This window comes from Ensifer canadensis, from assembly GCF_017488845.2.
GTDB classification, from domain to species: domain Bacteria; phylum Pseudomonadota; class Alphaproteobacteria; order Rhizobiales; family Rhizobiaceae; genus Ensifer; species Ensifer canadensis.
In genome coordinates, this window is sequence record NZ_CP083370.1 from 2,842,501 (window position 1) to 2,867,693 (window position 25,193).

Consider the following 25,193-nt stretch of genomic DNA (forward strand, 5'->3'; position numbering starts at 1 on the left):
CGGTATCTATCGCGCCGCGCTCTCCTACGGCATGAACGCCGACATGGTCGGGCTCGTCGTCAAGCTGCTCGCCAGCAATGTCGACTTCCAGGCGCAGCTGAAGCCGACGGATTCGCTCGAAGCCTTCTTCTCGGTCACCGACGATCGCGGCTTGGCGACGGCGGATTCCGAACTGCTTTACGTCAAGGCGAAGTTCGGCGATGCCGAGACGACCTTCTACCGTTTCCAGGATCCGGACGACAATTCGATCGACTACTTCAACGGCGAAGGCAAGAGCATCCGCCAGTTCCTGCTGCGCAACCCCGTGCCGAACGGCCACTTCCGCTCCGGCTTCGGCATGCGCCGCCACCCGATCCTCGGCTTCTCGCGTATGCACACCGGCGTCGATTGGGCGGCCCCCCGCGGCACGCCGATCATCGCCGCCGGCAACGGCACGGTGGAGAAGGCTGGCTGGGATTCCGGCGGATACGGCAACCAAACGCTGATCCGCCACGCCAACGGTTACGTCTCCTCCTACAATCACCAGAGCGCGATCGCCAAGACCGTCAAGGCCGGGGCGAAAGTGGTTCAGGGCCAGGTGATCGGCTGGGTCGGCACGACAGGTCTTTCGACCGGTCCGCATCTGCACTACGAGCTGATCGTCAACGGCAACAAGGTCGATCCGCTGCGCATCCGCCTGCCGGGCGGCAAATCACTGGGTGGTGACGCGCTTGCGAAGTTCGAGAAGGAACGCGACCGCATCGACGAGTTGCTGAACAAGGACGGCAACGGCAGCGAAGTGGCCAGCAAGTAGCCAGTGAGATCCCCCCTTCGTCGACGGCTAACGCTTCGAGAGGCGGTCACCGCGATCCCCACAGCAACAGAATTCCTAGGCATGAACGAAAAAGGCCGCCCCGAAGGGCGGCCTTTTCAAGTTTCTGCGGTTTAGGCGGCTTCTCTTTCCGAGCCGGCGCCACGCTTGAAGTTCAGGCGGTCGGAGCCGGCAAGAACCTTGATAGTGGATCCATCCGGGAACTCGCCCTGAAGGATCTTCTCGGCCAGCGGATCCTGAAGATACCTCTGGATCGTCCGCTTCAGGGGCCGAGCGCCATAGGCGGGATCGTAGCCCTTTTCGGCCAGGAACGTCCGGGCGTCATCTTCCAGTTCCAGCGTGATCTTGCGCTCGGCAAGCAGCTTGAGCAGCCGTGCGAGCTGGATATCGACGATCGCGCCCATTTCCGAGCGACGCAGCCTGTGGAACAGGATGATCTCGTCGACGCGGTTCAGGAACTCCGGCCGGAAGGCCGACTTGACGACGTCCATCACCTGGTCGCGAACGACATCGCTGTCCTCGTCTTCGCCAAGGCCGGTCAGATATTCCGCACCCAGGTTCGAGGTCATGATGATCATCGTGTTGCGGAAGTCGACGGTGCGACCCTGACCATCGGTCAGGCGGCCGTCGTCGAGCACCTGCAGCAGCACGTTGAAGACATCCGGATGCGCCTTCTCAATTTCGTCGAACAGCACGACCTGATAGGGCCGGCGGCGGACGGATTCGGTCAGCGCTCCGCCTTCCTCGTAACCGACATAGCCGGGAGGTGCGCCGATCAGCCGGGCAACGGAGTGCTTCTCCATGTATTCCGACATGTCGACACGCAGCAGCGCGCTCTCGTCGTCGAACAGAAAGCGGGCGAGCGCCTTGGTCAGCTCGGTCTTGCCCACCCCGGTCGGGCCGAGGAAGATGAACGAGCCGATCGGCCGGTTCGGATCCTGCAGGCCGGCACGGGCACGGCGAACGGCACGCGATACCGCCTGGACGGCATCGCCCTGGCCGACGACCCATTTCGCCAGTTCGTCTTCCATCCGCAGCAGCTTGTCGCGTTCGCCTTCCAGCATCTTGTCAACCGGGATACCGGTCCAACGCGAAACCACATGGGCGATGTTGTCGGGGGTGACGACCTCCTGCACCATCGGATTGGCGTTGGCGTTCTCCTGGCTTTCGGCGTCGGAAAGCTCTTTCTCGAGCTTGGGGATGACGCCATAGGTCAGCTCTCCGGCGCGCTGGAACTCACCCTTGCGCTGGACGATCGCCAGTTCGTTACGGGCTTCATCGAGCTGCTTCTTAAGGTCGGCGGCGCGGCCAAGCTTCTGCTTTTCCGCCTGCCAACGGGCCGTCAGCGCCGATGCCTGCTCTTCGAGCGAGACCAGATCGAGCTCGAGCTTTTCCAGCCGGTCCTTCGACGAGGTGTCGGTTTCCTTCTTCAGCGCTTCGCGCTCGATCTTCAGCTGCATGATGCGGCGATCGAGTTCGTCGAGCTCTTCAGGCTTGGAATCCACCTGCATGCGCAGACGCGAGGCCGCCTCGTCCATCAGGTCGATCGCCTTGTCCGGCAGAAACCGGTCGGTGATGTAGCGGTTGGACAGCGTAGCGGCGGCAACCAGCGCGGAATCGGAAATCCGCACCTTGTGGTGCTGCTCGTATTTTTCCTTCAGGCCACGCAGGATCGAGATCGTGTCCTCGACTGTCGGCTCCTCGACCATCACTGGCTGGAAGCGGCGGGCAAGGGCTGCGTCCTTCTCGACGTGCTTGCGGTATTCGTCGAGCGTGGTCGCGCCGACGCAATGCAGCTCGCCGCGCGCAAGCGCAGGCTTCAGCAAGTTGGAGGCATCCATCGCCCCTTCCGCCTTGCCGGCACCGACCAGCGTGTGCATTTCGTCGATGAACAGGATGATCTCGCCGTTTTCCGCCTGCACTTCGTTGAGCACGGCCTTCAGCCGCTCTTCGAACTCGCCGCGGAACTTCGCGCCTGCGATCAACGCGCCCATGTCGAGCGCCATCAGCCGCTTGTCTTTCAGGCTCTCCGGGACGTCGCCATTGACGATGCGCAGGGCGAGGCCCTCGGCAATCGCCGTCTTGCCGACGCCGGGCTCACCGATCAGGACCGGATTGTTCTTGGTCCGGCGCGACAGCACCTGAATCGTGCGACGGATTTCGTCGTCACGGCCGATCACCGGGTCGAGCTTGCCTTCGCGCGCATCGGCCGTCAGGTCACGGGCATATTTCTTCAGGCTGTCGAACCCCTGCTCGGCATTGGAACTGTCGGCGGTGCGGCCCTTGCGAATATCGTTGATGACTTGGTTGAGCTTGGTCGGCGTCACGCCGGCCTTCTTCAGGACGTCGGCCGTGGCAGCAGAGCTTTCGATCGCCAAGGCCACCAGCAGGCGTTCAACGGTGACGAAGCTGTCGCCGGCTTTCTTGGCCGCTTCTTCCGCACTCGAAAAGACGCGAGCGAGCGGCTGCGACAGATAGACGGAACCGTTGCCGCCGGAAACCTTCGGCAGTTTGGCGAGTGCAGCATCATTGCCGGCGCGCGCTTCGCGCGCGTCGCCGCCAGCCCGCTCGATCAGCGAAGCGGCCATGCCCTGGTCGTCGTCGAGCAGCACTTTCAGCACATGCTCGGGCGTGAACTGCTGATGTCCCTGCGCCAGCGCATAGGTCTGCGCCGATTGCAGGAAACCCCGCACGCGTTCGGAATATTTCTCGATATTCATACTTTACCTCCATAGCCCACCAGGCCCGTCACGCGGCACCCGCTGGTGTTTCAGGATCAGGTTCCCGCATTCGGCGAACCTGTCATCGGGCGTCGATCCACACCTTGCGCGGGATCAACACGTCCGAAGCGAATATGGGGCAGCGAATTTCGAAATTAAAGGGCTGATTGCATGTCGCAATTAGGAAATCTTGCGAAGGACAAAAACGGCCACGCGTCTTTACGATGCGCGGCCGTCGGCTTTTGGATGCAGGGCATTGCCGTGCCGCGTCGGGCGAACGCGCTGCGGCTGCGGCCCTGAGATCAGCGATCGGCAAACGACGTGCCGAACTCCTTCATGCGGGAGACGTAGTAAGCGGGCTCGATCAAAACTTCCGGCAGGTAGAGACCGGCCTTTGGCGCTTCGCCCCCGGACAGACCGAGCATGCGCTCGACCGCAAGCGCGACGCCGAGCGCTGTCAGCGGGGCCTGGCCCTGCGGATGCACGATCTCATGCCGGCGCGAGACCCACTCTCCGTCTTTCGACTGCCCCTCGATCTCGAGCGTGATCTCCGTCGAAAATGGCTCGCCGCGCCGCCGACTGGCAGAGACGCTGTAGGCAAGATCCAGCCGGATCTCCCTGGCGCCGGTACGTGTGGCCAGCGCCATGACGTCGAAGGGCGAATAGGCGGCAGCATCAAGCTCGACACCATCGACACTTTTGTAGCGCGCGCTTGCTTCCTGCCCGCTCGCCCAATGCAGCTTGCCGTCCTTGACCGTCAGCGATGCCGGCGCGTTGCCGGTGATGCGGTTGTAATCGGCAAGTGCCGCTGGCCCGCCCATGTCCTCCTCATCGAGCAGGACGCCGATACGGATCGCGTCAACGGTCTCGTAGGACGAAAGCGCTTCGAGCACCGGGAAGATCGCAGCCCCGGCAAGCCAATGGCTGGCGAGCAGGATCGGCGCCTTGTCCGGTGCATGGATATACTGGGCAACCTCGGGCCCGATCTCGAACGTTCCGCTGGAGAGGCTGATATACGGTATTCCCCTGCCCTGCGCATATCGCATTGAGGTCAGCCTTTCGTCCTTGACGAAGATCACCACGGCGCTGAAGGCGTCCTTGTCGTCAAGACCGAGATCGGCGCGGTCGAGATCAACACGCACACCGGTCGCTCCACCGACCTCGCTCGCGACGGCCTGCGCCCGGGAAAGATCACGACCGCCGATTGCCAGCGGCAGATCGGGATGCAGCCTGCGGATCGCCTTCGCCGCCTGCGACCCGACGACGCCCGAGCCGCCGATGATCAGCACGGGTGAGAACTTGCTCGACATGTTCATATCTCCTAGACGGAAAGAAGGTGGCATTTTGCCAACCTACGATTAGTAAGTTACCATCGGTAGATAAGTAGCAAACGCGCCCCGTCAAGGGATTGGGATATTTTATCGCCTAGAGCGCCGCGCGTCTTATTAGACGCGCAAAGGTCGCTGTAGCACTTTGAATGGCTGCATGCTTTGATCCTTAAATCGAATAGGATTTAAGGAAACATGCGGCAGTGTGGACGACCCGAGGAGAGCAGCCGATGGAGAAAACGGCGATCAGGAAACTAGCCAAGCCCGAACGGCGTGCCCAGCTCATCGAAACCTCCAAGGAAATTTTGCGGGAATGCGGCGCGGACGCCCTCACCCTCGGCAACCTGGCCGAGCGCGCCGGCGTCAGCAAGCCGATCGCCTATGAGCACTTCGGAACCCGCGAGGGGCTGCTGATCGCGCTTTCGCGCGAGATCGAGGAGCGCCATACCGATAAGCTGAAGAAAGCGCTGCTGGACGCCCCGGCCGATCTTGCATCCGTCGCCGGCATCATCAGCGCCGTCTACATCGGATGTGCCGTCGAAAGCGGTTCGGAATGGCAGGCGATGTCAGGCGCCCTGCGTGGCAATGCCGAGATGGACCGCGTGCAGCAGGAACTCGCCGATGACTATGTCGCGCTCATCGGCGCAGCCATCGCACCTTTCTCCACCCTCACCGAAGATGATCTGCGCCTGCGTTGCGCGGGCATTGCCGGTGCTGCGGAGGCGATTGCCCGGGAGTTCGTCCGGGGGCGAACGACCGAGGACGATGCGGCCACCAATCTCGCAGCCTTGATTGTCAAAGCTGTCGGCTGATGGACAACGCCAGAAGCCGGCGATCAATGGAGCGTGCGGCACGGGACGATCGCCAGCCCTAGCGATTATGGTGCGCTTCAGCGTCCGCAGTCTTCCGAGCAAAATTCCGGCAACAAAAAACCCGGCCGCAGAGCGGACCGGGCTTTTGATGTTCGCTTCTGCCGCGCCGCATACGCCGCCCAACTGCATGTTTCCTTAAATCCTATTCGATTTAACGATCAAAACATGCAGCCATTCAAAGTGCTACAGCGACCTTTGCGCATCCAATAAGACGCGCGGCGCTGTAGGAAGACTTACTCGGACTCAGCCAGTGCCGGCGCTTCCGGAGGCGCGTCGCCTGACGCTTCGCCTTCATCGGCTGCAGTGCGGCGCGGACGGCGCGGGCGCGGCGCGCTGCGGCGACGCGAGGCCGCACGGCCGGAAGCCGCTGGCGTTTCTTCTTCCATAGCCACTTCGGCCGGCGTGCCTTCGATGACGGGCTGCGGGCCCGAACCGTCGATCACCGGCTGCTGCTCGATAACGACAGGAGCGGGAGCGGCTACAACGTGGACCGGCGCTTCGTCGGCGTAGCCCTGATCCAGATCGTCCTGATCCTGATCCTGATCCTGGTCGTTGGCGTCCTGCCCGCGGAAATCCTGGCGTTCTTCGCGCTGGAAGCGATCCTGCATCTGCGCCTGTGCGGCTGCAATGATGCGGTTGTAATGCTCGGCATGCTGAAGGTAGTTTTCAGCGATGACACGGTCGCCGGAGCTCTGCGCATCACGAGCAAGTGCCGAGTATTTCTCGGCGATATGCTGCGCGGTACCGCGAATCTTCACGTCCGGACCAGAACTATCATAGGTCCGCGTCAGGGGATTTGATCCCTTGCGGTTATGATTGTTGTTATTTCCACTGTTGTTATTGTTGTTGTTATTGTTGTTATTCCGCCCGCGGCCGCGCTTGTTTTGCTGTCCTGGCCTCATAGTACATTCACCCGAATTCTCTTGATAATGATGATCATGTGGTTTCGTCTTCCGGCCGGATCTGTCCGCGCCCGACAGAGCGTGCGCCGGTGAGCCCGCACATTGGCGGCTTCGGCGCCGACTGGCGTCAAATTAACAGGTACCTGCACAAGGCACTGTTGAACCCTAGCAACTCTTTCTTGAGAGCAATCCCCGTGGCCAGGTCATACCGGAACGAATCTTAGGTCCATGACCATCTGCCCAGTGCGCGGGCAAACTAGCCCGCTTCCTCTGGGATTCCAAGCCCTTTCTTTGCGTCAGCAAGAAAGAAGATGCGCCAGTGCAGCATTTTTTCAACGGTCGAAGCTACGCTCAAAGATCAGAACCCGGTCGTTGCCGCCCAAATCCTTGGCTTCTTCGCGCAAACGGAAGTTCTCGGCACTAAACAATGCCGCAACCGCCTCTTTCTGATCGAAACCGATTTCCAAGCCTATCACGCCGTTTGTCTCAAGATGATGACCGGCCTGAAGGGCGATGGCACGATAGGCATCAAGGCCGTCGTCTCCGCCATCGAGCGCTGCGGCAGGATCGTGCAATCGCACCTCCGGCTCAAGCTCTGCGACGACATTGGACGGTATATAAGGCGGATTTGAGACGATGGCGTCGAAGCGACCCTCCACCTTGTCGAACCAGTTGCTGCGCACAGCCTCGAAACGACCCGAAAGGCCAAGCGCCTCGGCATTTGCGCTCGCCGTCGCCAACGCGTCCTCAGATATATCGGTAGCCGTTCCGCGCGCTTCAAGAACCGTGGCAAGCAACGCCAGGCAGATCGCCCCGGTGCCCGTGCCGAGATCGACGAGCCGGCAGCTGCCCTTCGTTGCAACGGTGCGGCGCAGATACGGGATCATGCGATCGACGAGCGTTTCCGTATCCGGCCTCGGCTCCAGCGTTTCACGCGACAGCTTGAGCGGCAGGCCAAAGAACTCCCGCTCGCCGAGAATGCGGTAGACGGGTTCGCGCGCGCTCCGCCGCTCGACGGCAGCCCTCACCCTGGCAACGTCGGCCTCCGTGACCAGGTCCCTGCCGCGCGTCACGACATCGGTCAACGAAAGCCCGAGCACGCCCGAAACCAGATGACGCGCGTCGAGCGCAGCGTGTTCGATGCCGGCGGCCGTCAGGCGATCCCGGCTTTCCACCACGAGGCGCGCGAGCGTGGCCGTCATCGCCATCAGCCCCGCTGCTCGCCCAGAAGAGCCAACTGGCTCGCCTGGTAATCGGCCAGCAGCGCATCGACCACTTCGTCGATTTCGCCCATCATCATCCGGTCGAGCTTATAGAGCGTCAGGTTGATGCGGTGATCCGTAATGCGCCCCTGCGGAAAATTGTAGGTGCGAATGCGCTCAGAGCGGTCGCCGGAGCCGACCTGGCTCTTGCGATCGGCCGAACGCTCGCTGTCGGCGCGCTGGCGTTCCATGTCATAGAGCCGCGAACGCAGCACCTGCATCGCCTTGGCGCGGTTCTGGTGCTGCGACTTTTCCGAACTTGTGACGACGAGGCCGGTCGGAAGGTGGGTGATGCGCACGGCGGAGTCCGTCGTGTTGACGTGCTGTCCGCCAGCACCTGACGAGCGCATGGTGTCGATGCGGATGTCCTCGGGCCGAACCTCGATGTCGATTTCCTCGGCTTCCGGCAGTACGGCGACGGTTGCCGCCGAGGTGTGGATGCGTCCGCTCGCCTCGGTATCCGGCACGCGCTGAACGCGGTGCACACCCGACTCGAACTTCAGCCGCGCAAACACGCCGCGGCCGGAGACGGTGGCGATGATTTCCTTGAATCCGCCGGCTTCACCCTCGCTCGCCGAAAGCACTTCGACCCGCCAGCCCTTGGCCGCAGCGTAACGCTCGTACATCCGGAAAAGATCGCCGGCAAACAGCGCTGCCTCCGAACCGCCGGTTCCGGCGCGGATTTCGAGGATAGCGCTCTTTTCGTCGGCTGCATCCTTCGGCAAGAGCAGGATCTGGATTTCCTGCTCCAGCTGCTCGATTGCCTCGACGACCTCAGGCTTTTCCATCTCGGCCAGGTCGCGCATGTCCTTGTCAGTCGTCCTGTCGGCCAACATGGCATTGATATCGGCAAGCTCGGCCGTCGCCTTCTCATAGGCGCGGATCTTGGTCACCACCGGCTGCAGTTCGGAATATTCCGACGCCAGCTTCACATAGACGTCGGCCGCTGGCCCCGCCGACATGCGGGCCTCGATCTCGCCGAACCGCCGTTCCAGTTCGCGCATTTTCTCAATGGGAAGCTTTGCCAAGTGTCACTCCAAATGCGCTACGCCTCGCCCGGATCATAGCCCGGACGAGGACAAAAGCGCTTCAAATCTATCTAAACCGGGATGCCGTTTGCCGCGGCGAAGTCGATGAGGATCTGGCGAACAGGCGTCGGGTCGCGGGTGTCGTCGAGCGCCGCGTTCAGTACCTCGCCGAGCTTGTCGGCATCGAGGGCCAGGAGCATCGCCTTGATCGGACCGACCGCCGTCGGCGACATCGACACCGAGCGATAGCCGAGACCGAGCAGCGCCATGGCGGACAGTGGCTTGCTCGCCATCTCACCGCACAGCGTCACCGGCGTCTGATGTCGCTCGCCGCCGCGCACGATATCGCGCAGGATCCTGAGGAAGGGCCGGCCAAGCACGTCGAAGCGATCGGAAACGCGGGCGTTGCCGCGATCGACTGCCATGGCGAACTGGAACAGATCGTTCGAGCCGACCGAGACGAAGTCCACCTCGCTCATCAGTTCGTCCAGCTGCCACAGCAGCGCCGGCACTTCCAGCATGGCGCCGAACTGCAGCTTGCGCGGCAGCTGTTCGCCGAGCTTCGACTGACGCTCGATTTCCTTTTGCAAAAGCTCGCGCGCTTCCTTCAGCTCCGAGACCTCGGTCACCATCGGCAGCATCAATTTCAGCTCGAGACCGGCAGCCGCACGCAGCATGGCGCGCAGCTGAGTGCGCAGCAGGCCGGGCCGATCCAGCGAAAGGCGGATCGCCCGCCATCCGAGTGCCGGATTTTCCTCTTCCGCCGCGCGGAAATAGGGAACCACCTTGTCGCCGCCAATATCGAGCGTGCGGAAAGTCACCGGCTTGCCGCCGGTCTGCTTCAGAACGCTGCGGTAGAAGGCTTCCTGCTCTTCCGCCTTCGGCATCGTCGAGGCGATCATGAACTGCAGTTCGGTGCGGAAAAGGCCGATGCCCTCGGCACCCGCTTCGTTCAGATGCGGCAGGTCGACCAAAAGGCCAGCGTTCATCTGCAAGGTGATGCGCTTGCCGTCCTTGGTCAGCGGTTCGACATCCTTGAGCGCGCGGAACTGAGCCTGCCGGCGGGCGCGGAACCGTACCTTTTCCTCGTAGGCGCGCTGCAGGTCGGCCAACGGCCGCAGATGCACCTTGGCATCGTCGCCATCGATGATGACGGCATCGCGGTTTTCCGCAAGCGCGACAGCACCCGCCGCCTGTCCGACGACCGGAATGCCCATGGCGCGGGCGACGATGACCACGTGGCTGGTGACGGCCCCTTCCTCAAGGACCAGGCCGCGGACGTTTTCGCGCGGATAGTCGAGAAGTTCGGCGGCACCCATGGCCCGGGCAACGATCACCGCATCGGTCGGGAAGTCGCTCGCCGAAAGCTTGGCGCCATAGCCCGAAAGCTGGCGCAGCAGCCGGTTGGCGAGATCGTCGAAATCATGCATGCGCTCGCGCAAATAGGGATCGGTCAGCCGGATCATCCGCGCCTTGGTCTCGCTCTGCACCCGTTCGACGGCAGCTTCCGCCGTCAGGCCGTTGCGGATCGCCTCTTCCAGCTTCCGCACCCAGCCGCGGTCATGGGCAAACATGCGATAGGTCTCAAGCACCGCTCGGTGCTCGCCCTCCATCGACACTTCGCGACGCGATAGCATGTCGTCGATCGAGATACGCAATGACCCCAGAGCCTCGGCAAGCCGCTGCAATTCCTGGTCAGTATCCTCGTTCAGAAGATTGGTGACGACGATCCTCGGCTCGTGCAGCACGACATAACCGAGGCCGATGCCTTCGCCATAGCTGTTGCCGTCGATCGAGACCGGCCGGGACAGATCGAGTTCGAGGCCGGGCTTGGTGATTTTCTTCAACTCGCCGGTCGCCACCATCTCGGCGAGAACCATGGCGGTGGTTTCCAGCGCCTCGACCTCGTCTTCGCGGTAGTTGCGCATCGCCTTGTTCTGCACGACGAGAACGCCGAGCGCCCGACCCGTGCGCAGGATCGGCACGCCGAGGAACGAGTGATAGATCTCTTCGCCGGTTTCCGGCAGGTAGGTAAAGGCCGGATGCGCCTGGGCGTCGGACAGGTTGAGCGGACGTGCGGACGCGGCAATCGTGCCGACGAGGCCCTGCCCCATCTTCAACTGCGCCAGGTGGACGGCGGTCTTGTTCAGACCTTCGGTCGCGTAGAGTTCGAGCACGCCGTCGGAACGCAGCACATAGACCGAACACACTTCCGCGACCATGTTCTGTGCGATCTGGCGCACGATCCGGTCAAGGCGCTCCTGTGGCTCGAGCGGTTCCGCCATCAGTTCGCGCAACCGCTTGAGGAGAACGCGCGGACCTGCGGAAAGGTCTCTCATCGCGTGGGGTCCCCCGAAAAAGAGTAGACGACGGCGGCGGACGAATTCGCAGCCGAAACGGCCGCGAATCCCAAATCAGTCACCTGTGGGTTAACTCTTATCGAGACCGTAGGCGGAATGCAAAGTGCGAACTGCCAATTCGGCATAGGGTCCGTCGATCAGGATCGAGATCTTGATTTCGGAGGTGGTGATCGCCTTGATGTTGATGCCCTTGTCGGCGAGCGCACGGAATGCCGATGCGGCAACGCCGGCGTGGCTGCGCATGCCGATGCCGATGACAGAGACCTTGACCAGGCCAGCTTCCGACTGGATCACGTCGTAGCCGATCTTTTCCTTGTTGTCGCCGAGCACCCTCAGCGCCTTGTCGACATCGCCGGACGGAACGGTGAAGGTCATGTCGGTCTTCGAACCATCTTCCGAGATGTTCTGGACGATCATGTCGACATTGATATGGGCTTCGGCCAATGGCCCGAAGATCGCGGCGGAAACGCCCGGCCGGTCGGCAAGACGGCGCAGCGAAATCTGGGCTTCATCCTTGGCATAGGCAATGCCGGTTACGACTTCCTGTTCCACGATTTCTTCCTCATCACAAATCAGCGTGCCGGGCGGATTGAGAAGGTCACCCATGCCCGGCGCATCGGGATCCTCGAAAGACGAGCGCACGAAGGTACGGACCTTGTGCACCATGGCGAGCTCGACGGAGCGCACCTGCAGCACCTTGGCGCCGAGCGATGCCATTTCCAGCATTTCCTCGAACGCGATCTTTTTCAGACGCCGCGCCTTCGGCTCGATGCGCGGGTCGGTGGTGTAGACGCCATCGACGTCGGTATAGATATCGCAACGGTCGGCCTTGACGGCGGCGGCAATCGCAACGGCCGACGTGTCGGAGCCGCCGCGACCGAGTGTCGCCAGGCGGTTGTCCGGGCCAAGGCCCTGGAAACCGGCGACCACGGCCACCTGCCCCTCACCCATGCGGCGGATGATGTCGGCGCCCTCGATGTCGAGGATGCGGGCGGCGCCATGGGCGTTGTCGGTGCGGATCGGGATCTGCCAGCCCTGCCAGGAGCGCGCATTGATGCCCATCGACTGCAGCGCGATCGCCAACAGGCCCGAGGTCACCTGCTCGCCGGACGCTACGATGGCGTCATATTCGCGCGCGTCGTAGAACGGCGCATTGCTGCCGGCGACCTTGGGCATGTTCTGTACCCAGCCGACCAGTTCGTTGGTCTTGCCGGACATGGCGGAAACGACGACCGCGACCTCGTGGCCGGCGTCGACTTCACGTTTCACATGGCGGGCAACGTTGTGAATGCGGTCCAAATCAGCGACGGAAGTTCCGCCGAATTTCATCACGATGCGTGCCATTTCGCCTCTACCGGTACCGATGTTTGCGCGCGAGCGCGCGTGACAGGAAAGCGCTCCCGTCGGCGCCCGACGATCAAAAAGCTTGGGAGACTTCTCGGACATCGGCCAATCACCGCTTCGGGGAGCGGAAAGTCGCGGCGTCTCTTAGCGGATCGGGGGGCGAGGCGCAATGGCAAGAAGGTAGGAATAAGGCCTCCGTTCCAGCGAGCTGACCGCACGCCTGGCAACAATATTGCTGAACGACGTCGCCTGGCGCAACGAAGGCCCCACCAAAAGCGTTGCAGCTTTGCATCTAGGGCGGACAGCCGTGTTGGATCGCACTCCGCCGCCGTCACCCCGTTGAAAACTGCTCGCGTCGATGGTAAACACTCCGCGCAACTCGATTGTGAAAGGAGGGCTGCGTTGTGATGACTTTTTTCCGGCACCACCGCCAGCGTGGCCCCGTCAACGCCCTGCAGATGCGTTTGCAGGGCTGACCGGTACAATCGCTTCGCGTCCTCGCGAATCTTACTCCTGGTCTGCCCCAGTGTGGTGCGGCTGAAAACCGTTTCGGTTTGAACGCCCGCGCCGTTTTCCATACCGAGCCGAAGCGGCCCGAACACTGCACGATCGTGCATCGGGTCCGACACTCCGCCCAACCCGGCAGATGTATTGCCGCCCGCGGATGTTTGCCGTCGCTCGCGCAGTCCAGAGAACGAACGAACATGGCCTTGATCAATATCCGCAACCTCGCCGTCACCCTCAGCACGTCGCTGTTTTCCAATCTCAACCTTTCGATCGCGGCCGGCGATCGCCTCGGCATCGTCGCCGCCAACGGGCGCGGCAAGTCCACTCTGCTCCGATCGATCGGCGGCAGCTTCGAGCCGACGGCTGGCGAGATCACCCGCTCACGCGGCCTGACCATCGGCCATGTCGAGCAGAACGTGCCGGCGCAGCTGCTGCCGTTGTCGTTCCATGCGGCGGTTCTTTCGGCATTGTCGAGCGAGCAGGCGGACAGCGAAAGCTGGCGCGTCGATATCGTGCTCGATTCGCTCGAGGTGCCCGAAGCCCTTCGTGAGCGCGCCGTCGCGGACTTGAGCGGCGGCTGGCAGCGGCTGGCCCTCCTTGCCCGCGTCTGGGTCACGGATCCCGACGCGCTGCTCCTCGACGAGCCGACCAACCATCTCGACCTTGCCAAGATCGCCCGGCTCGAATCCTGGTTGAACGCGCTTCCGCGCGACGTGCCGGTGCTGATCGCCAGCCACGACCGCGCCTTTCTCGACGCTACCACCAACCGCACGCTGTTTCTGCGTCCAGACCAATCGCCCGTCTTTACACTCCCCTATTCGCAGGCGCGTGCGGCCGTCGATGAATTCGACGCCTCGGAAGAGCGGCGCTACCAGCGCGACATGAAGGTGGCGCAGCAATTGCGTCGCCAGGCGGCCAAGCTCAACAACATCGGCATCAACTCCGGTAGCGACCTGCTGACGATAAAGACCAAACAGCTGCGTCAGCGCGCCGACCGGCTGGAGGATGCGGCCAAGCCCGCCCACCAGGAGCGTTCGGCCGGTGTAATCCGGCTCGCCAATCGCGGCACCCACGCAAAAATCCTGGTGACGCTCGATGATATCCAGGTGGAAACGCCCGATGGCACTCCGCTGTTTCGCACGGGAAAACGCTGGATCTGCCAGGGCGACCGTATTGTCCTGCTCGGCGAAAACGGCGCCGGCAAGACAAGGCTGGTCAACCTCATCCGCACTGCGATCGAGGAGCCGGAGCGCGGACCCGAAACGCTGAAAGCCACGCCTTCCCTGGTGCTCGGCTACAGCGATCAGGCGCTCGCGGGTCTTTCGGACAAGGAAACGCCGCTTGTCGCCCTCTCCCGCCGGTTCTCGCTCGGCGATCAGAAGGTGCGTTCGCTGCTGGCGGGCGCCGGTGTCGGCATCGACATGCAGGACAAACCGGTCGGCCGGCTCTCCGGCGGCCAGAAGGCGCGTCTGGCGATGCTGCTGCTCCGCCTGCGCGAGCCCAACTTCTACCTGCTCGACGAGCCGACGAACCATCTCGATATCGAGGGCCAGGAAGCGCTGGAAGACGAGTTGATGAAAAACGAGGTCAGCTGCCTGCTGGTGTCCCACGACCGCAGCTTCGTGCGCAACATCGGCAATCGTTTCTGGTTGATCGAGAAGCGGCGGCTCGTCGAAGTGGAAGATCCCGAGGCGTTCTTCGCCGCGGCCGCACAAGGCGATGTGGCCTGATCGACAGGCGACGCGCGACTGCTGTGGCGCGTCGCCGTTTGACGGGCGTGCTTACCCCCTTAATCTCCGTGTCGAACCGGAGGAGCCACCCATGAAAATCAGCGCACGCAACCGCTTCAAGGGCAAGATCGTCGATGTCGTCAAAGGGGCGACGACCGCGCATGTGCGCATCGATCTCGGCGGCGGAGCCATCTGACGGCATCGATCACCAACGAAGCCGTCGACGAACTCGGCCTCAAGGTCGGCGGCGACGCCTACGGGGTCATCAAGGCTTCCGACGTGATGGTTGCGATCGACTGAGCAATCACGCCTTCTTGCAGTAATGGGTCGTGCCGGCATCGCCGGTTTCAAAATCACCAGGCTGCGGCGGTGCAATCGGCTTGAACAGCGTGCGATCGGGCTTCAGGTCGATGAGCGGCGTGCCGTCGAGGCAATCGAGGCCGCGCACCAGAAGCACATTGTCTTCGACCGCCTCGAGCGCCACGATCGATGTGCCGATCGGGTTCGGCCGCACTGGCGAGCGCAAGGCGAAGGTGCCATGCGTCTCGCCATTGTTGGCGGGGCTCTGCAACACGAGGTCGCGGCGCGATCGATCGAGCCAATAGAGGATCTCCAGTCGCTCGAACCGCTCGATGCCCTTCAGCGCCTCGACCCAGGGCGAAAAGATCTCGATCCGGCAGATCGGCCCGTCATGGCGCCCCTGTCGCGGGCAGCCGAGCCTTGACGCCCAGGGCGTCGAAATGCGCCCGATGAAGGTCAGCCCTGCATCGGTTGCCTCCGGCGGCGTGATCGAGACTTCGTTTTCCCGGATTTCGTTTTCGCGAACCATCTCGTATTCCTTCCTCAGGCGTTGTTTCGTGGTGCGCAGAGGCGGGCGTCGCTGCCCGCAAGCGTGCCGATCACCACATCGATGTCGTAGAGCTGCTTGAGCGCGGTCACGGTCAGCACCGCATCGGGTGTTCCAAGCGCGACGATCCGCGATTGGAACACCAACGCCACGCGGTCAGCCACCCGAAACGCGTGGTCGGGATTGTGGGTAGACAGAACGATCGAAACGCCTTCGCCGGCAAGCTCCCGCACCCGATCGAGCACCCGCATCTGATGACCGTAGTCGAGGCTTGCCGTCGGTTCGTCCATCACCAGGATCGAAGGCTCCTGCGCGAGCGCGCGCGCGATCAGGGCGATCTGGCGCTCACCGCCGCTGATCTCGGTATAGGCACGGTTCGCCAGATGGTCGATGCCGAGCCGCTCCAGCGTGGCGGCGGCCACCTCGCGGTCATGGCGGCCGGGCGTTGCAAACAGGCCCACATGCGGCGCACGGCCCATCAGCACCAGTTCCTCGACCGTGAATGGGAAGAGCGCGGCATGCGCCTGCGGCACATAAGCGATGCGCGAGGCACGGTCGCGGCCGGACCAGGAGCCGATCGGCTGGCCATCCAGCCGGATCGTGCCTGCCCTCAGCGGAACGAGCCCGAGCAACGTCTTGAACAGCGTCGTCTTGCCGGCGCCATTCGGCCCGAACAGCACGAGTACCTCGTTTTCATCAAGCGTGAAGCTGATGTCCTGGCCGACAAGGCGGCTGCCGTAGCCAAAGGCGATCTGGTCGACCTCGAGCCTCATTGCCAGCCCTTTCGCCCTGATGCGAGCAGCCAGAGAAAGAACGGCGCGCCGACGGTCGCCGTCAGGATGCCGAGCGGTACCTCGATCATCGCAATGCTGCGCGCCAGCATATCGGCGACGAGCAGATAGGCGGCGCCGAGCGCCATCGACACCGGCAGCAACCGGACGAAATCCGGTCCGACGAGGAGGCGCGCCACATGCGGGATGACAAGCCCAATCCAGCCGATGATGCCGGTGACCGAGACGGAAGCCGAGGTGATCAGCGTTGCCGCCAGCACCAGCACGACGCGCAGCCGGCCGGTGTCGATGCCGAGCGCACGCGCTTCTTCCTCGCCAAGCGTCATGACGTTCATGCGCCAGCGCAGGAGAAAGAGCGGGATGATGCCGACGACAAGCGCGGGAAGAATGGAGACGACGTCGCCTGATGTCACCGAGGCTAGGCTGCCGAGCAGCCAATAGGTGATCGCCGGCAACTGATCATAGGGATCGGCAAGGATCTTGATCAGCGAGATGCCGGCACCCACGTGCGCACCGACCGCGATGCCTGCCAGAACGAGAACGAGCACCGGATCCCGGTTGCGGATCACTGTTGCAACCGCATAGACAGACAGCACGGCGATCAGCCCGCCGACAAAACTCATCAGCTGGATGACGCCGACCGGCAACGACAGGAAGATGCCGACAACGGCGCCGAAGCTGGCGCCGGCGGAAACCCCGAGAATATCGGGCGAAACCAGCGGGTTGCGGAACAGGCCTTGGTAGGTGGCGCCGGCTGCCGCAAGCGCCGCGCCGACGGCAAGACCGGCCAGCACACGCGGCAAGCGGATGTTCCAGAAGACCGTGGCCACCGTCTCATCACTGGGGGTACCGCCGACCATTGCCCAGATTTGACCGATCAGATCGGACAGGCCCGCGTCGAATTTGCCGACAGTCATCGACAGGGCGGAAAGCGACAGGAGGCCTGCGATCGCAACCAGCGACCGTGCACCGACCCACCCTCGCCTCAGAACGATCTGCTTTGTCATTGCGTTTCCGGCAGGGCACCTTTGACAAGCCTCGTGAGCTGCGCGTCATCAAGATCCACTTGGTAGAAGAGTTTGTAGAATTCCCGCGTCTCGGCTTTCAGGTCACCCTCGTAGAAGCCGCCATAAAGCAGTGCCTCAAGCCAGCGGACCCCGATCAGGCGGTTGATGCCGGGCGGCGAATCGAACCAGCCGAATGGCATCGACGGCGCGATGAACACCTGTCCCTTCTCGACCGCCTGCACCCTGCTCCACGCCGGATCTGTCGCGACCGCTGAGGCGAACTTCGGGCTCGCGGCGATGATCATCTCCGGGTTCCAGGCGAGCAGCTGCTCCGGCGAAACCTGAGTGAGACTGCTCTTGCCGGCAACGGCCGCGACATTGACTGCACCTGCGGCTTCGAGGATCTCAAGATTGATCGAGCCTGCCAGGCCCGTCTCCAGACCATCGGGGCCACGTCCGTAATAGACCCTGGGCCGCTCGTCGGCCGGTACTGCCGCTATCGTCTCGCCGAGTTCCTTCAGCGTTTCGTCGGCATAGTCGGCAAGTTTGCCGGCACGCTCTTCGGCTCCGAGCATCGCGCCGAGGCTGCGCAAGGTCTCGGCACTTTTGCCGAACGAACCGTCGATCAGCACATAGGGAATGCCGGTCTGGCTCTGCACCTTGTCGGCAAGCGAGGCATAGGTCGCGTCCACCGTGCCGACATCGATGATGACGTCAGGCTTGGCCGCAAGCACCGCCTCGATATTCGCCGTCCCGCCCTTGCCGGTCAGGCGGCCATAGGTCGGTAAACCGCGTACGGCCTCCATTAGGTAGGGCTTTTCGTCTTCCTTCGGCTCGCGCACCCAGCCGGCCAGCTTCTCCGGCGCGATGGCATAGACCAGCACCGAGGCCGGCGGACCGGCCGCCAGCACCTTGCCAATATGGTCGGGAAGCTCGACCGTGCGACCGGCCGCATCCGTGAAGGGTTTCGCCTGAACCGCAAGCGGCATCAGGGTAAGAAGGGCGCCGAAGGCACCGGCGATAGATCTGATCATGGTGAAGCCTCGGGATGGAGGTGCGGACGATGGTTCGGCGCGACTATGGCACAGCGTTATATCCGTTGGAATATCTCGATTGATAACCCGTCTCCAGCGCTAAGGTCTTTGCATTGCTTGAGAACCTTGACTAGGCGGCCCGATCGGGCGATATCGGACCCATGTGCGAACATGACGTCCATATCGTTGCGCGTTCGGCCGGCATCCCAATAGGCGGGATGCAGGGTGATAAAGCACGCTAACGAAAGAGCGTTCGCGCACCTGCAGCCTCGCCGGAAACGGACGGGGTTCTTCTTTTGACGGGTGCGCCGTCCATCGGCATTTTTGATGGAGAATGAAATGGCACAGAACATCTACGACAAACCGGAATTTTTCGAAGGCTACAGCCAGCTCGGACGATCGGTCCATGGCCTCGACGGCGCCGCCGAATGGCCGGCAATCCGCGCCGCCTTGCCGGATTTGCAGGGCAAGCGCGTGGTCGATCTCGGCTGCGGCTTCGGCTGGTTCTCGCGTTTCGCGCGCGAGCAGGGTGCGGCCCGCGTGCTCGGGCTCGACCTGTCGGAAAACATGATCGCCCGCGCCCGGCGCGACACGCCCGATCCGGCGATCGAATACGGCATCGCCGATCTCGATCATCTTGCGCTCGAAACCGGCACCTTTGACGTCGCCTACAGCTCGCTCGCGTTTCACTATGTCGAGAATTTCGACCGCCTGGTCCAGGCAATCTACGATGCGCTGGTGCCGGGCGCGCACCTGGTGTTCACCATCGAGCACCCGATCTACATGGCCTCGCTGAACCCTGGCTGGCAGGTCGGGGAAAACGGGCAGAAGCGCTGGCCGGTCGATCACTATTCCATCGAGGGCCAGCGCACGACGGATTGGCTGGCCAAGGGCGTGGTCAAGTACCACCGCACGATCGGCACCACGCTCAACGCCTTGATGCGCGGCGGTTTCGCCATCCGTCACGTCGAGGAGTGGCGCCCGACGCCGGCGCAGATCGACGCCAATCCGGATCTCGCCGAAGAGATGGAACGGCCGATGATTTTGATCGTCGACGCCCAGCGGTAGGGCAGACAGAAGCCCGGGCCGGAACCGCACCCGGGCTTTGCCCATGCCGTCCAGTACTTTCATCCGAGGCGACCGTTTTCGGATTGACCCGGTCGTGCGATCACGCAAACGACGTCGCTGCGGTCGACCCGATGGGTCCTGACGTTTGCCACGCTCCATCGGCTATCGGCAAGGCGGGCTTCGATCCGGCTGGAAATGTCTTCGGCACTGCCCGACGGCTCGTCGTCAAAGATCAGCAACCGCCCGTCCGGCTTGAGAACCTGCGCAAGTACCGCCAGTTCGCGCGATGGATCGCCCCTTGCAAAGACACAGACACGGATGGCGAAAGCAGCATCGAAACGCGCGTCGCCAAAATCCGCTCGCGCCAGCTCAATAGCCTCAAAGTCTGCCCTGCCGGCCGCGACATAGCTGGCGTTTCGTTGTTTCGCCGCCGCGATCATCTTCGCAGAGCGATCGATCGCAACGATCCGCCCATCGGCCAGTTTCTCGCAAACGCCCGTAACTGCGACACCGTGACCGCAGCCGATCTCAAGCAGCCAGTCCGATGGTTGCGGTGCGATCATTTCTACTGCCCAACCGATTCTGCCTTCCGCGTGCATGTCCCCTCCTCACGCAAGCCCGCCGTCGAGTGCGGGACGATACCATGATCGGCTTGATGGTCGTCCGGGACTTTCCGATATCAAAATAAAACCACTTGCAATATAAAATCAGTTTTGCGATGATCCGCTCATCAACGAACCGTGCCGCAAATAGCGGCAAGGGAGAATGGGAGGAACGACTATGCGCAAGGTCATCATGTGGGACATGGTCAGTGTCGACGGCTTCTTCGAAGCACCAGGCCATGACATCAGCTGGTTCGTCTTCGAGGACGAACTCGCAGCCTATATCGGCGAGACCCAGCTTGAGGCCGATACGCTGCTCTTCGGCCGGGTGACCTATGAGATGATGGCGTCTTACTGGCCCGAAGCCGAAGGCGATATCGCCACCTTCATAAACGGCGTCGAGAAATACGTCTTCTCCCGCTCCCTCAAAAGCACCGACTGGCACAACACCACGCTCGTTACCGGCGACGCGGTCGCCGAAGTCGAACACCTGAAGGCGCTTGGGGGTGGTACCATCTTCATTTTCGGCAGCGCCGATTTTGCCGCAGGCCTGGTGGAAAAGGGCCTTGTCGACGAATACCGGCTTGGCATCAATCCGGTACTGCTCGGCGGCGGCGTGCCTCTGTTCAAATCGTTGCCGACGCGCACCACCCTCAAGCTCACCCACACGCGACCGCTCAAGTCCGGCGTCGTCATCCTGCATTACCAGCCGCAGCCGGATGTCTGATCGGGGCGCTCGCCCCGCGGCCGCTCCCAATGCGCTGTTGCGGCCAGGGTCCGCCTCTTGACATCCCTGCCCGATCGTCCGACTTCATCAGGCAGAATGAAGGAGACGGCAGCATGAGCGAGACAGCGCGCACGACGATCGACCAGAGCGAAGTAGACCGCTTTTCGGCCATGGCCGCCGAGTGGTGGGATCCGACGGGAAAGTTCCGGCCGCTGCACAAGTTCAATCCGGTGCGCCTTGCCTATATCCGCGACAGGGTTGCCGAGCATTTCGGCCGCGATCCGAAGAGCCCGCAGCCGCTGAAGGGCCTGCGCCTGCTCGATATCGGTTGCGGTGGCGGGCTGCTGTCGGAGCCGATGGCCCGCATGGGCGCTGACGTCGTCGGCGCGGACGCTTCGGAAAAGAATATCGGCATTGCCAAGACCCATGCGGCCGGCAGCGGCGTTAACGTCGATTATCGGGCCGTGACGGCCGAAGCCCTCACGGAAGCGGGCGAAAGCTTCGACATCGTTCTCAACATGGAAGTGGTCGAGCACGTCGCCGATGTCGATTTCTTCATGACCACCTGCGCCCATATGGTTCGCCCCGGCGGCCTGATGTTCGTCGCCACCATCAACCGCACGATGAAGGCGGCGGCATTGGCCATCTTCGCCGCCGAAAACGTTCTGCGCTGGCTGCCGCGCGGCACGCATCAATATGAAAAGCTCGTGCGCCCCGAGGAATTGGAAAAACCGCTGGTGGCAAGCGGCCTGGAACTGACCGAACGCACCGGCGTATTCTTCAATCCGCTGTCCAACCAGTGGAACCTGTCGAAGGACATGGACGTCAATTACATGATTGTCGCCAAGCGCCCGCTCTAACGCAGCCGGCCCTTCGCATCCGCATCAAATCCTATGCAAAGCCCTCCGCCGACGCCGTTCGCCGGGGGGCTTTGCTTTTAGCGCTACTGCATAGTTCCTTAAATCGGATCCGATTTTAAGGACAAAATTATGCAGCAAGTTTAAAACGCTACAGCGTCCTTTGTGCGTCATATTTGACGCACGGCGCTGTAGCGCCTCAAGCCACCTTCGGCCGCGCCTGCCACTCATGCTGAAGCAGCGCGTAGATGAACTCGTCCCCCCATTGGCCGTTGAACAGGTCGTTCTGGATCAGATGCGCCTCACGGCGCATGCCGAGCCGCTCGACGACCCCGACGGAACCGGCGTTGAGCGGGTCGAGACGGGCAAAGATCCGGTGGAAGTTCAATTGGAAGAAACCCAGGTCGAGCACTGCCCGCATCGCTTCGGTGGCATAGCCCTTGCCCGAAAATGCCGGATTGAAGATGTAGCCGGCTTCAGCCTGCCGCGCCGCCTTGCTGGCGAGCTTCAACAGCACCTCGCCGACAAGCGCGCCATCCTGCCTCCGTTCGACCGCAAAAACCGCGACATCGCCATCCGCATCGAGACGCGGGTCGCTCGCCTTGGCGAATTTTGCGCGCGCGCCGTCCTCGTCAAGCGGATTGGCATAGAGATAGCGGTAAACCTCCGGCAGCCGGTGATAGGCATGGAACCCGTCGAAATCCTCAGGCGCAAAATGCCTGATCGTCAGGCGGTCGGTGGAAATGCGAAGGTCGGAAAGATCCATAGCGCTCAAAATCCCGGATTACAAAGATCCGGAAATGGGAACCAACGATCTGTTTTTAAAGGGTGTTTGCTAGATTTCGCCTGAGAGCGCTGAAAGTCGGTGGCGCGAGCAGGCATTGCGCTCTGCAGGTCAGTTGACCTCGTCGGGCAACACCGGCAGTGGCGCGATCGCGATGCCCTCTTCGAGAAGCGCGACAGCCTCTTCCACGGTCGCCTTGCCGATCAGGCCGCGTCCATCCGTCTCGCCATAGTGGATCTTGCGGGCCTCTTCGGGAAAGCGGTCACCGACATCCTCGGCATTGTCGCGCACCGCCTTGACGAGTTCGCGGATTTTCGCGACGGTTTCCTTCTGCGCCTGGTCCATGACCAATGCCCGCGTCGCTTCCTTCTTGCGGGCGGTCGCGACCGACGGTGCCATCAGTTGCTTGGCAACCGACGTGGAATTGCAGGTGGGACAGGAGACGAGCTTGCGCTCCATCTGGCGGTCGAAATCGTCACTCGACGAGAACCAGCCCTCGAAAGCGTGGCCCTGATCGCAGGAAAGCGTGTAGCGAATCAAGCGGCAACGCCTCCTTTTCCGGTCGGCAGGACATGATCCAGCCCAAAGCTGCGGGCATTCCTGAGGTTCGGGATCTTGGCGCGGGCCACATGCACGGCGGCCACGTCTATTTCAGCCAGCACGATCCCCTCGCCGGCAGCACCCGCTGCGGCGAGCACCTTGCCCCAGGGGTCGACGATCATCGAATGGCCAAAGGTCTCACGCCCGTCCTCATGCACGCCGCCCTGTGCAGCGGCGATGACGAAGAAGCCGTTTTCGATGGCACGGGCGCGCAGCAGGATTTCCCAATGCGCTTCGCCCGTCTGCCGGGTGAAGGCGGCCGGTACCGACATCACCTCTGCGCCTGCAACCGCCTGCTGGCGGAACAGCTCGGGGAAGCGAACATCGTAGCAGATGGCAAAGCCCAATTTGCCGAAATCGAGGTCGGCAAGGCGTGCCGTGCTGCCCGGGGTGTAAGCAGCGCTCTCGCGCCAGCTTTCGCCATTGTCGAGATCGACGTCGAACATGTGGATCTTGTCGTAGTCACAGATTTTCACCCCATCCGGACCGAAGAGGAAACCGCGATTGGCGATCTTGCCGTCGGCAAGGGCAATGGCGGTCGAGCCCACATGCAGATGAATGCCGAGTTCGCCAGCAAGCGCTGCCGCTTCGCGAACGATAATATCGTTTGCCTCGTCCTTGAGTACGGCCCGCAAGCCGGCACGATCGCGCTGGAGCGCACCCGTCATCTCCGGCGTCTGGACATAGATCGCCCCGTGACCAGCCGCCTCGCGCACCAGCCGTGCCATCGTCTCGGCGTTTCGTGCCGGATCGACGCCAGAACACATCTGGATGGCGGCAGCCTTGAATGTCATCGCAGTCTGGCTCCTCAGGGCATTTCCCGGAAAGGCACGAAGCAGCTCTCCGTCGGAAATGCGCAAAGCTTATGAGATGGAGCGCTTCGCCACTCCATCCAAAGCGGCAACGGTCTAGGCGACGAGCATTTCGTCGAGCTTTCCGGCGCGCTCGAGCGCGTGCAGATCGTCGCAGCCGCCGACATGGATATCGTTGATGAAGATCTGCGGAAATGTGGTTCCGCCATGCGATTTCTCGATCATCTTCTGGCGCACCTGCGGATCGTAGGTTGCATCATGCTCGAGGAACGAGACGCCCTTGGTTTCCAGAAGCTTTTTGGCAGCCGAGCAATAGCCGCAGAACTGACGCGTATAAATAACGACCGAAGCCATGTTTCCTAACCGCTCCTTCACCGGCAACGATGCCGGACTTCCATTTGTCATATAAGACCGGACATGGCTCTTGCAAAGGTTAAAACCGTGACGTGGCCGGCCCCCGCCCGCTTCAGCGCGCGGGTCGCGGCCGAAACGGTGGCGCCGGTGGTATAGACATCATCGACGAGAACGATGCGTTTTCCGACGAGACCTTGCTTGCCGCTTTCGGTGACGGCAAAGGCGCCGCGAACATTGTCTTCACGCGCCTTGGCGCCGAGCCCGACCTGCTTGGTCGTGCGCCTGATCCGGCGAAGCGTTGTCGGCAGGTAGGGCCGCCCGGACAGTGCGGCGACGGAACGGGCAAGCTCTGCCGCCTGGTTGTATTTGCGCCCCCAGAGCCTGAAGGCATGCAGCGGCACCGGGATGATCGCATCCGCGGAGGCGACGGCACCATCGCTCGCCCGGACCATCCATTCCGCCATCATCGGAGCAAGATCGGTGCGGTCCCGATATTTCAGCCCATGCACGAGTTCACGCGCGATGCCTTCGTGGATCGCAACGGAGCGCAGGCGGTCGAACACCGGCGGATCGGCGATCGCCTCGGGCGACACCGTTCCCTCGCCGTGATCATGGGCAAACGGCAGGCCGAGGATTTCGCAGTAGGGCCGCTCGAGCAGTTGAAGCGTCGACCAGCAGGGCGCACAGACGGCCCGGTGACGACCCATCAGGCGTCCACAACCGCAGCAGACGGGCGGGTATACGACGTCGATGAGATCAACGCCGATCCGCCGCAGAAAGGCCAGGCAATCCGCCAGGCCAAATTGCCGCTCTTCCCAGTTCATGAGGTTGACTTTGCCGTCGTGT

At 62.5% G+C, this 25,193-nt stretch carries 23 protein-coding genes and 1 pseudogene (1 of these 24 running past the window's edge); 7 read left to right on the forward strand and 17 right to left on the reverse strand.

Annotated elements, in window-relative coordinates:
• On the forward strand, positions 1-793 hold the 3' portion of the coding sequence (locus tag J3R84_RS13950; RefSeq protein WP_025428210.1) for a M23 family metallopeptidase. Its footprint begins 1,163 nt before the window's first position; only the last 793 of its 1,956 coding nucleotides appear in the window; its start codon lies beyond the left edge, outside the window; the stop codon is at positions 791-793.
• Between the two features lie 131 nt (positions 794-924).
• On the opposite strand, the gene clpB is transcribed toward J3R84_RS13950, so the two are convergent.
• Together clpB and J3R84_RS13960 are read right to left on the reverse strand one after the other, a co-directional pair.
• Complete coding sequence (clpB, locus tag J3R84_RS13955) at positions 925-3,531, reverse strand: ATP-dependent chaperone ClpB (protein ID WP_025428211.1); 2,607 nt, start codon at positions 3,529-3,531, stop codon at positions 925-927.
• 302 nt (positions 3,532-3,833) lie between these two features.
• Positions 3,834-4,841: an SDR family oxidoreductase gene (locus J3R84_RS13960; RefSeq protein WP_025428212.1), complete on the reverse strand. Its 1,008-nt coding sequence runs from the start codon at positions 4,839-4,841 to the stop codon at positions 3,834-3,836.
• A 248-nt stretch (positions 4,842-5,089) separates the two neighbouring features.
• Here J3R84_RS13960 and J3R84_RS13965 point away from each other — a divergent pair, with 248 nt between their 5' ends.
• A complete protein-coding gene (locus J3R84_RS13965) occupies positions 5,090-5,671 on the forward strand; it encodes a TetR/AcrR family transcriptional regulator (protein WP_025428213.1) in 582 nt (193 codons plus the stop codon).
• Positions 5,672-5,964: 293 nt separating this feature from the next.
• Here J3R84_RS13965 and J3R84_RS13970 read toward each other — a convergent pair whose 3' ends face one another.
• The 5 genes from J3R84_RS13970 to J3R84_RS13990 form a co-directional block, all read right to left on the reverse strand.
• The gene (locus J3R84_RS13970; protein WP_025424536.1) at positions 5,965-6,633 is read right to left on the reverse strand and encodes a DUF4167 domain-containing protein; all 669 of its coding nucleotides are present in this window, start codon (positions 6,631-6,633) and stop codon (positions 5,965-5,967) included.
• Between the two features lie 332 nt (positions 6,634-6,965).
• On the reverse strand, positions 6,966-7,835 hold the full coding sequence (prmC, locus tag J3R84_RS13975; RefSeq protein WP_025424537.1) for a peptide chain release factor N(5)-glutamine methyltransferase: 870 nt from the start codon (positions 7,833-7,835) through the stop codon (positions 6,966-6,968).
• Between the two features lie 5 nt (positions 7,836-7,840).
• Positions 7,841-8,923 (reverse strand): peptide chain release factor 1, encoded by a 1,083-nt coding sequence (gene prfA, locus J3R84_RS13980; protein WP_025424538.1) that lies wholly within the window; start codon positions 8,921-8,923, stop codon positions 7,841-7,843.
• Between the two features lie 71 nt (positions 8,924-8,994).
• Positions 8,995-11,262, reverse strand: a complete 2,268-nt coding sequence (gene ptsP, locus J3R84_RS13985; protein ID WP_025424539.1) for a phosphoenolpyruvate--protein phosphotransferase — start codon at positions 11,260-11,262, stop codon at positions 8,995-8,997.
• A gap of 90 nt (positions 11,263-11,352) precedes the next feature.
• Complete coding sequence (locus tag J3R84_RS13990) at positions 11,353-12,627, reverse strand: aspartate kinase (RefSeq protein WP_025424540.1); 1,275 nt, start codon at positions 12,625-12,627, stop codon at positions 11,353-11,355.
• Positions 12,628-13,331: 704 nt separating this feature from the next.
• Here J3R84_RS13990 and J3R84_RS13995 point away from each other — a divergent pair.
• Together J3R84_RS13995 and J3R84_RS14000 are read left to right on the forward strand one after the other, a co-directional pair.
• Positions 13,332-14,864 (forward strand): ABC-F family ATP-binding cassette domain-containing protein, encoded by a 1,533-nt coding sequence (locus J3R84_RS13995; RefSeq protein WP_025424541.1) that lies wholly within the window; start codon positions 13,332-13,334, stop codon positions 14,862-14,864.
• A gap of 91 nt (positions 14,865-14,955) precedes the next feature.
• Positions 14,956-15,164, forward strand: a pseudogene (locus J3R84_RS14000) (TOBE domain-containing protein).
• Between the two features lie 4 nt (positions 15,165-15,168).
• Here the strand turns inward: J3R84_RS14000 and tsaA are convergent.
• From tsaA to J3R84_RS14020, 4 genes are read right to left on the reverse strand one after another with little or no spacing between them, the layout of a single operon-like run.
• Entirely contained in the window at positions 15,169-15,693 is a 525-nt protein-coding gene (gene tsaA, locus J3R84_RS14005; protein ID WP_025424542.1) for a tRNA (N6-threonylcarbamoyladenosine(37)-N6)-methyltransferase TrmO, read from the reverse strand.
• 14 nt (positions 15,694-15,707) lie between these two features.
• Positions 15,708-16,484, reverse strand: coding sequence for an ABC transporter ATP-binding protein (locus J3R84_RS14010; RefSeq protein ID WP_057210226.1), 777 nt, complete (start codon positions 16,482-16,484; stop codon positions 15,708-15,710).
• Positions 16,481-17,509 carry a FecCD family ABC transporter permease gene (locus J3R84_RS14015; protein ID WP_025424544.1) on the reverse strand — a complete coding sequence of 343 codons (1,029 nt, stop codon included), beginning with the start codon at positions 17,507-17,509 and terminating at the stop codon, positions 16,481-16,483. Before J3R84_RS14015 ends, J3R84_RS14010 begins: the two co-directional genes overlap by 4 nt.
• Positions 17,506-18,543 carry an iron ABC transporter substrate-binding protein gene (locus J3R84_RS14020; protein ID WP_025424545.1) on the reverse strand — a complete coding sequence of 346 codons (1,038 nt, stop codon included), beginning with the start codon at positions 18,541-18,543 and terminating at the stop codon, positions 17,506-17,508. The genes J3R84_RS14015 and J3R84_RS14020 overlap by 4 nt, the downstream gene beginning before the upstream one ends.
• A gap of 339 nt (positions 18,544-18,882) precedes the next feature.
• On the opposite strand from J3R84_RS14020, the gene J3R84_RS14025 reads away from it, so the two are divergent.
• Positions 18,883-19,611: a class I SAM-dependent methyltransferase gene (locus tag J3R84_RS14025; protein WP_025424546.1), complete on the forward strand. Its 729-nt coding sequence runs from the start codon at positions 18,883-18,885 to the stop codon at positions 19,609-19,611.
• Between the two features lie 59 nt (positions 19,612-19,670).
• Here J3R84_RS14025 and J3R84_RS14030 read toward each other — a convergent pair whose 3' ends face one another.
• Positions 19,671-20,174 (reverse strand): methyltransferase, encoded by a 504-nt coding sequence (locus J3R84_RS14030; RefSeq protein ID WP_158071745.1) that lies wholly within the window; start codon positions 20,172-20,174, stop codon positions 19,671-19,673.
• A 217-nt stretch (positions 20,175-20,391) separates the two neighbouring features.
• Between J3R84_RS14030 and J3R84_RS14035 the strand changes: the two genes are divergently transcribed.
• Positions 20,392-20,940, forward strand: a complete 549-nt coding sequence (locus J3R84_RS14035) for a dihydrofolate reductase family protein (RefSeq protein ID WP_203529708.1) — start codon at positions 20,392-20,394, stop codon at positions 20,938-20,940.
• Between the two features lie 113 nt (positions 20,941-21,053).
• Positions 21,054-21,800 (forward strand): bifunctional 2-polyprenyl-6-hydroxyphenol methylase/3-demethylubiquinol 3-O-methyltransferase UbiG, encoded by a 747-nt coding sequence (gene ubiG, locus J3R84_RS14040; RefSeq protein ID WP_025424549.1) that lies wholly within the window; start codon positions 21,054-21,056, stop codon positions 21,798-21,800.
• 196 nt (positions 21,801-21,996) lie between these two features.
• On the opposite strand, the gene J3R84_RS14045 is transcribed toward ubiG, so the two are convergent.
• The 5 genes from J3R84_RS14045 to J3R84_RS14065 all read right to left on the reverse strand — a co-directional run bounded on the left by J3R84_RS14045 (position 21,997) and on the right by J3R84_RS14065 (position 25,171).
• Positions 21,997-22,563: a GNAT family N-acetyltransferase gene (locus J3R84_RS14045; protein ID WP_025424550.1), complete on the reverse strand. Its 567-nt coding sequence runs from the start codon at positions 22,561-22,563 to the stop codon at positions 21,997-21,999.
• A gap of 129 nt (positions 22,564-22,692) precedes the next feature.
• Positions 22,693-23,121 (reverse strand): DUF1178 family protein, encoded by a 429-nt coding sequence (locus J3R84_RS14050; RefSeq protein ID WP_057217349.1) that lies wholly within the window; start codon positions 23,119-23,121, stop codon positions 22,693-22,695.
• On the reverse strand, positions 23,118-23,975 hold the full coding sequence (locus J3R84_RS14055) for a carbon-nitrogen hydrolase family protein (protein ID WP_025424552.1): 858 nt from the start codon (positions 23,973-23,975) through the stop codon (positions 23,118-23,120). The genes J3R84_RS14050 and J3R84_RS14055 overlap by 4 nt, the downstream gene beginning before the upstream one ends.
• 114 nt (positions 23,976-24,089) lie before the next feature.
• Complete coding sequence (grxC, locus tag J3R84_RS14060) at positions 24,090-24,347, reverse strand: glutaredoxin 3 (RefSeq protein ID WP_038575627.1); 258 nt, start codon at positions 24,345-24,347, stop codon at positions 24,090-24,092.
• 47 nt (positions 24,348-24,394) lie between these two features.
• Entirely contained in the window at positions 24,395-25,171 is a 777-nt protein-coding gene (locus J3R84_RS14065; RefSeq protein WP_025424554.1) for a ComF family protein, read from the reverse strand.
• Between the last annotated feature and the right edge of the window lie 22 nt (positions 25,172-25,193).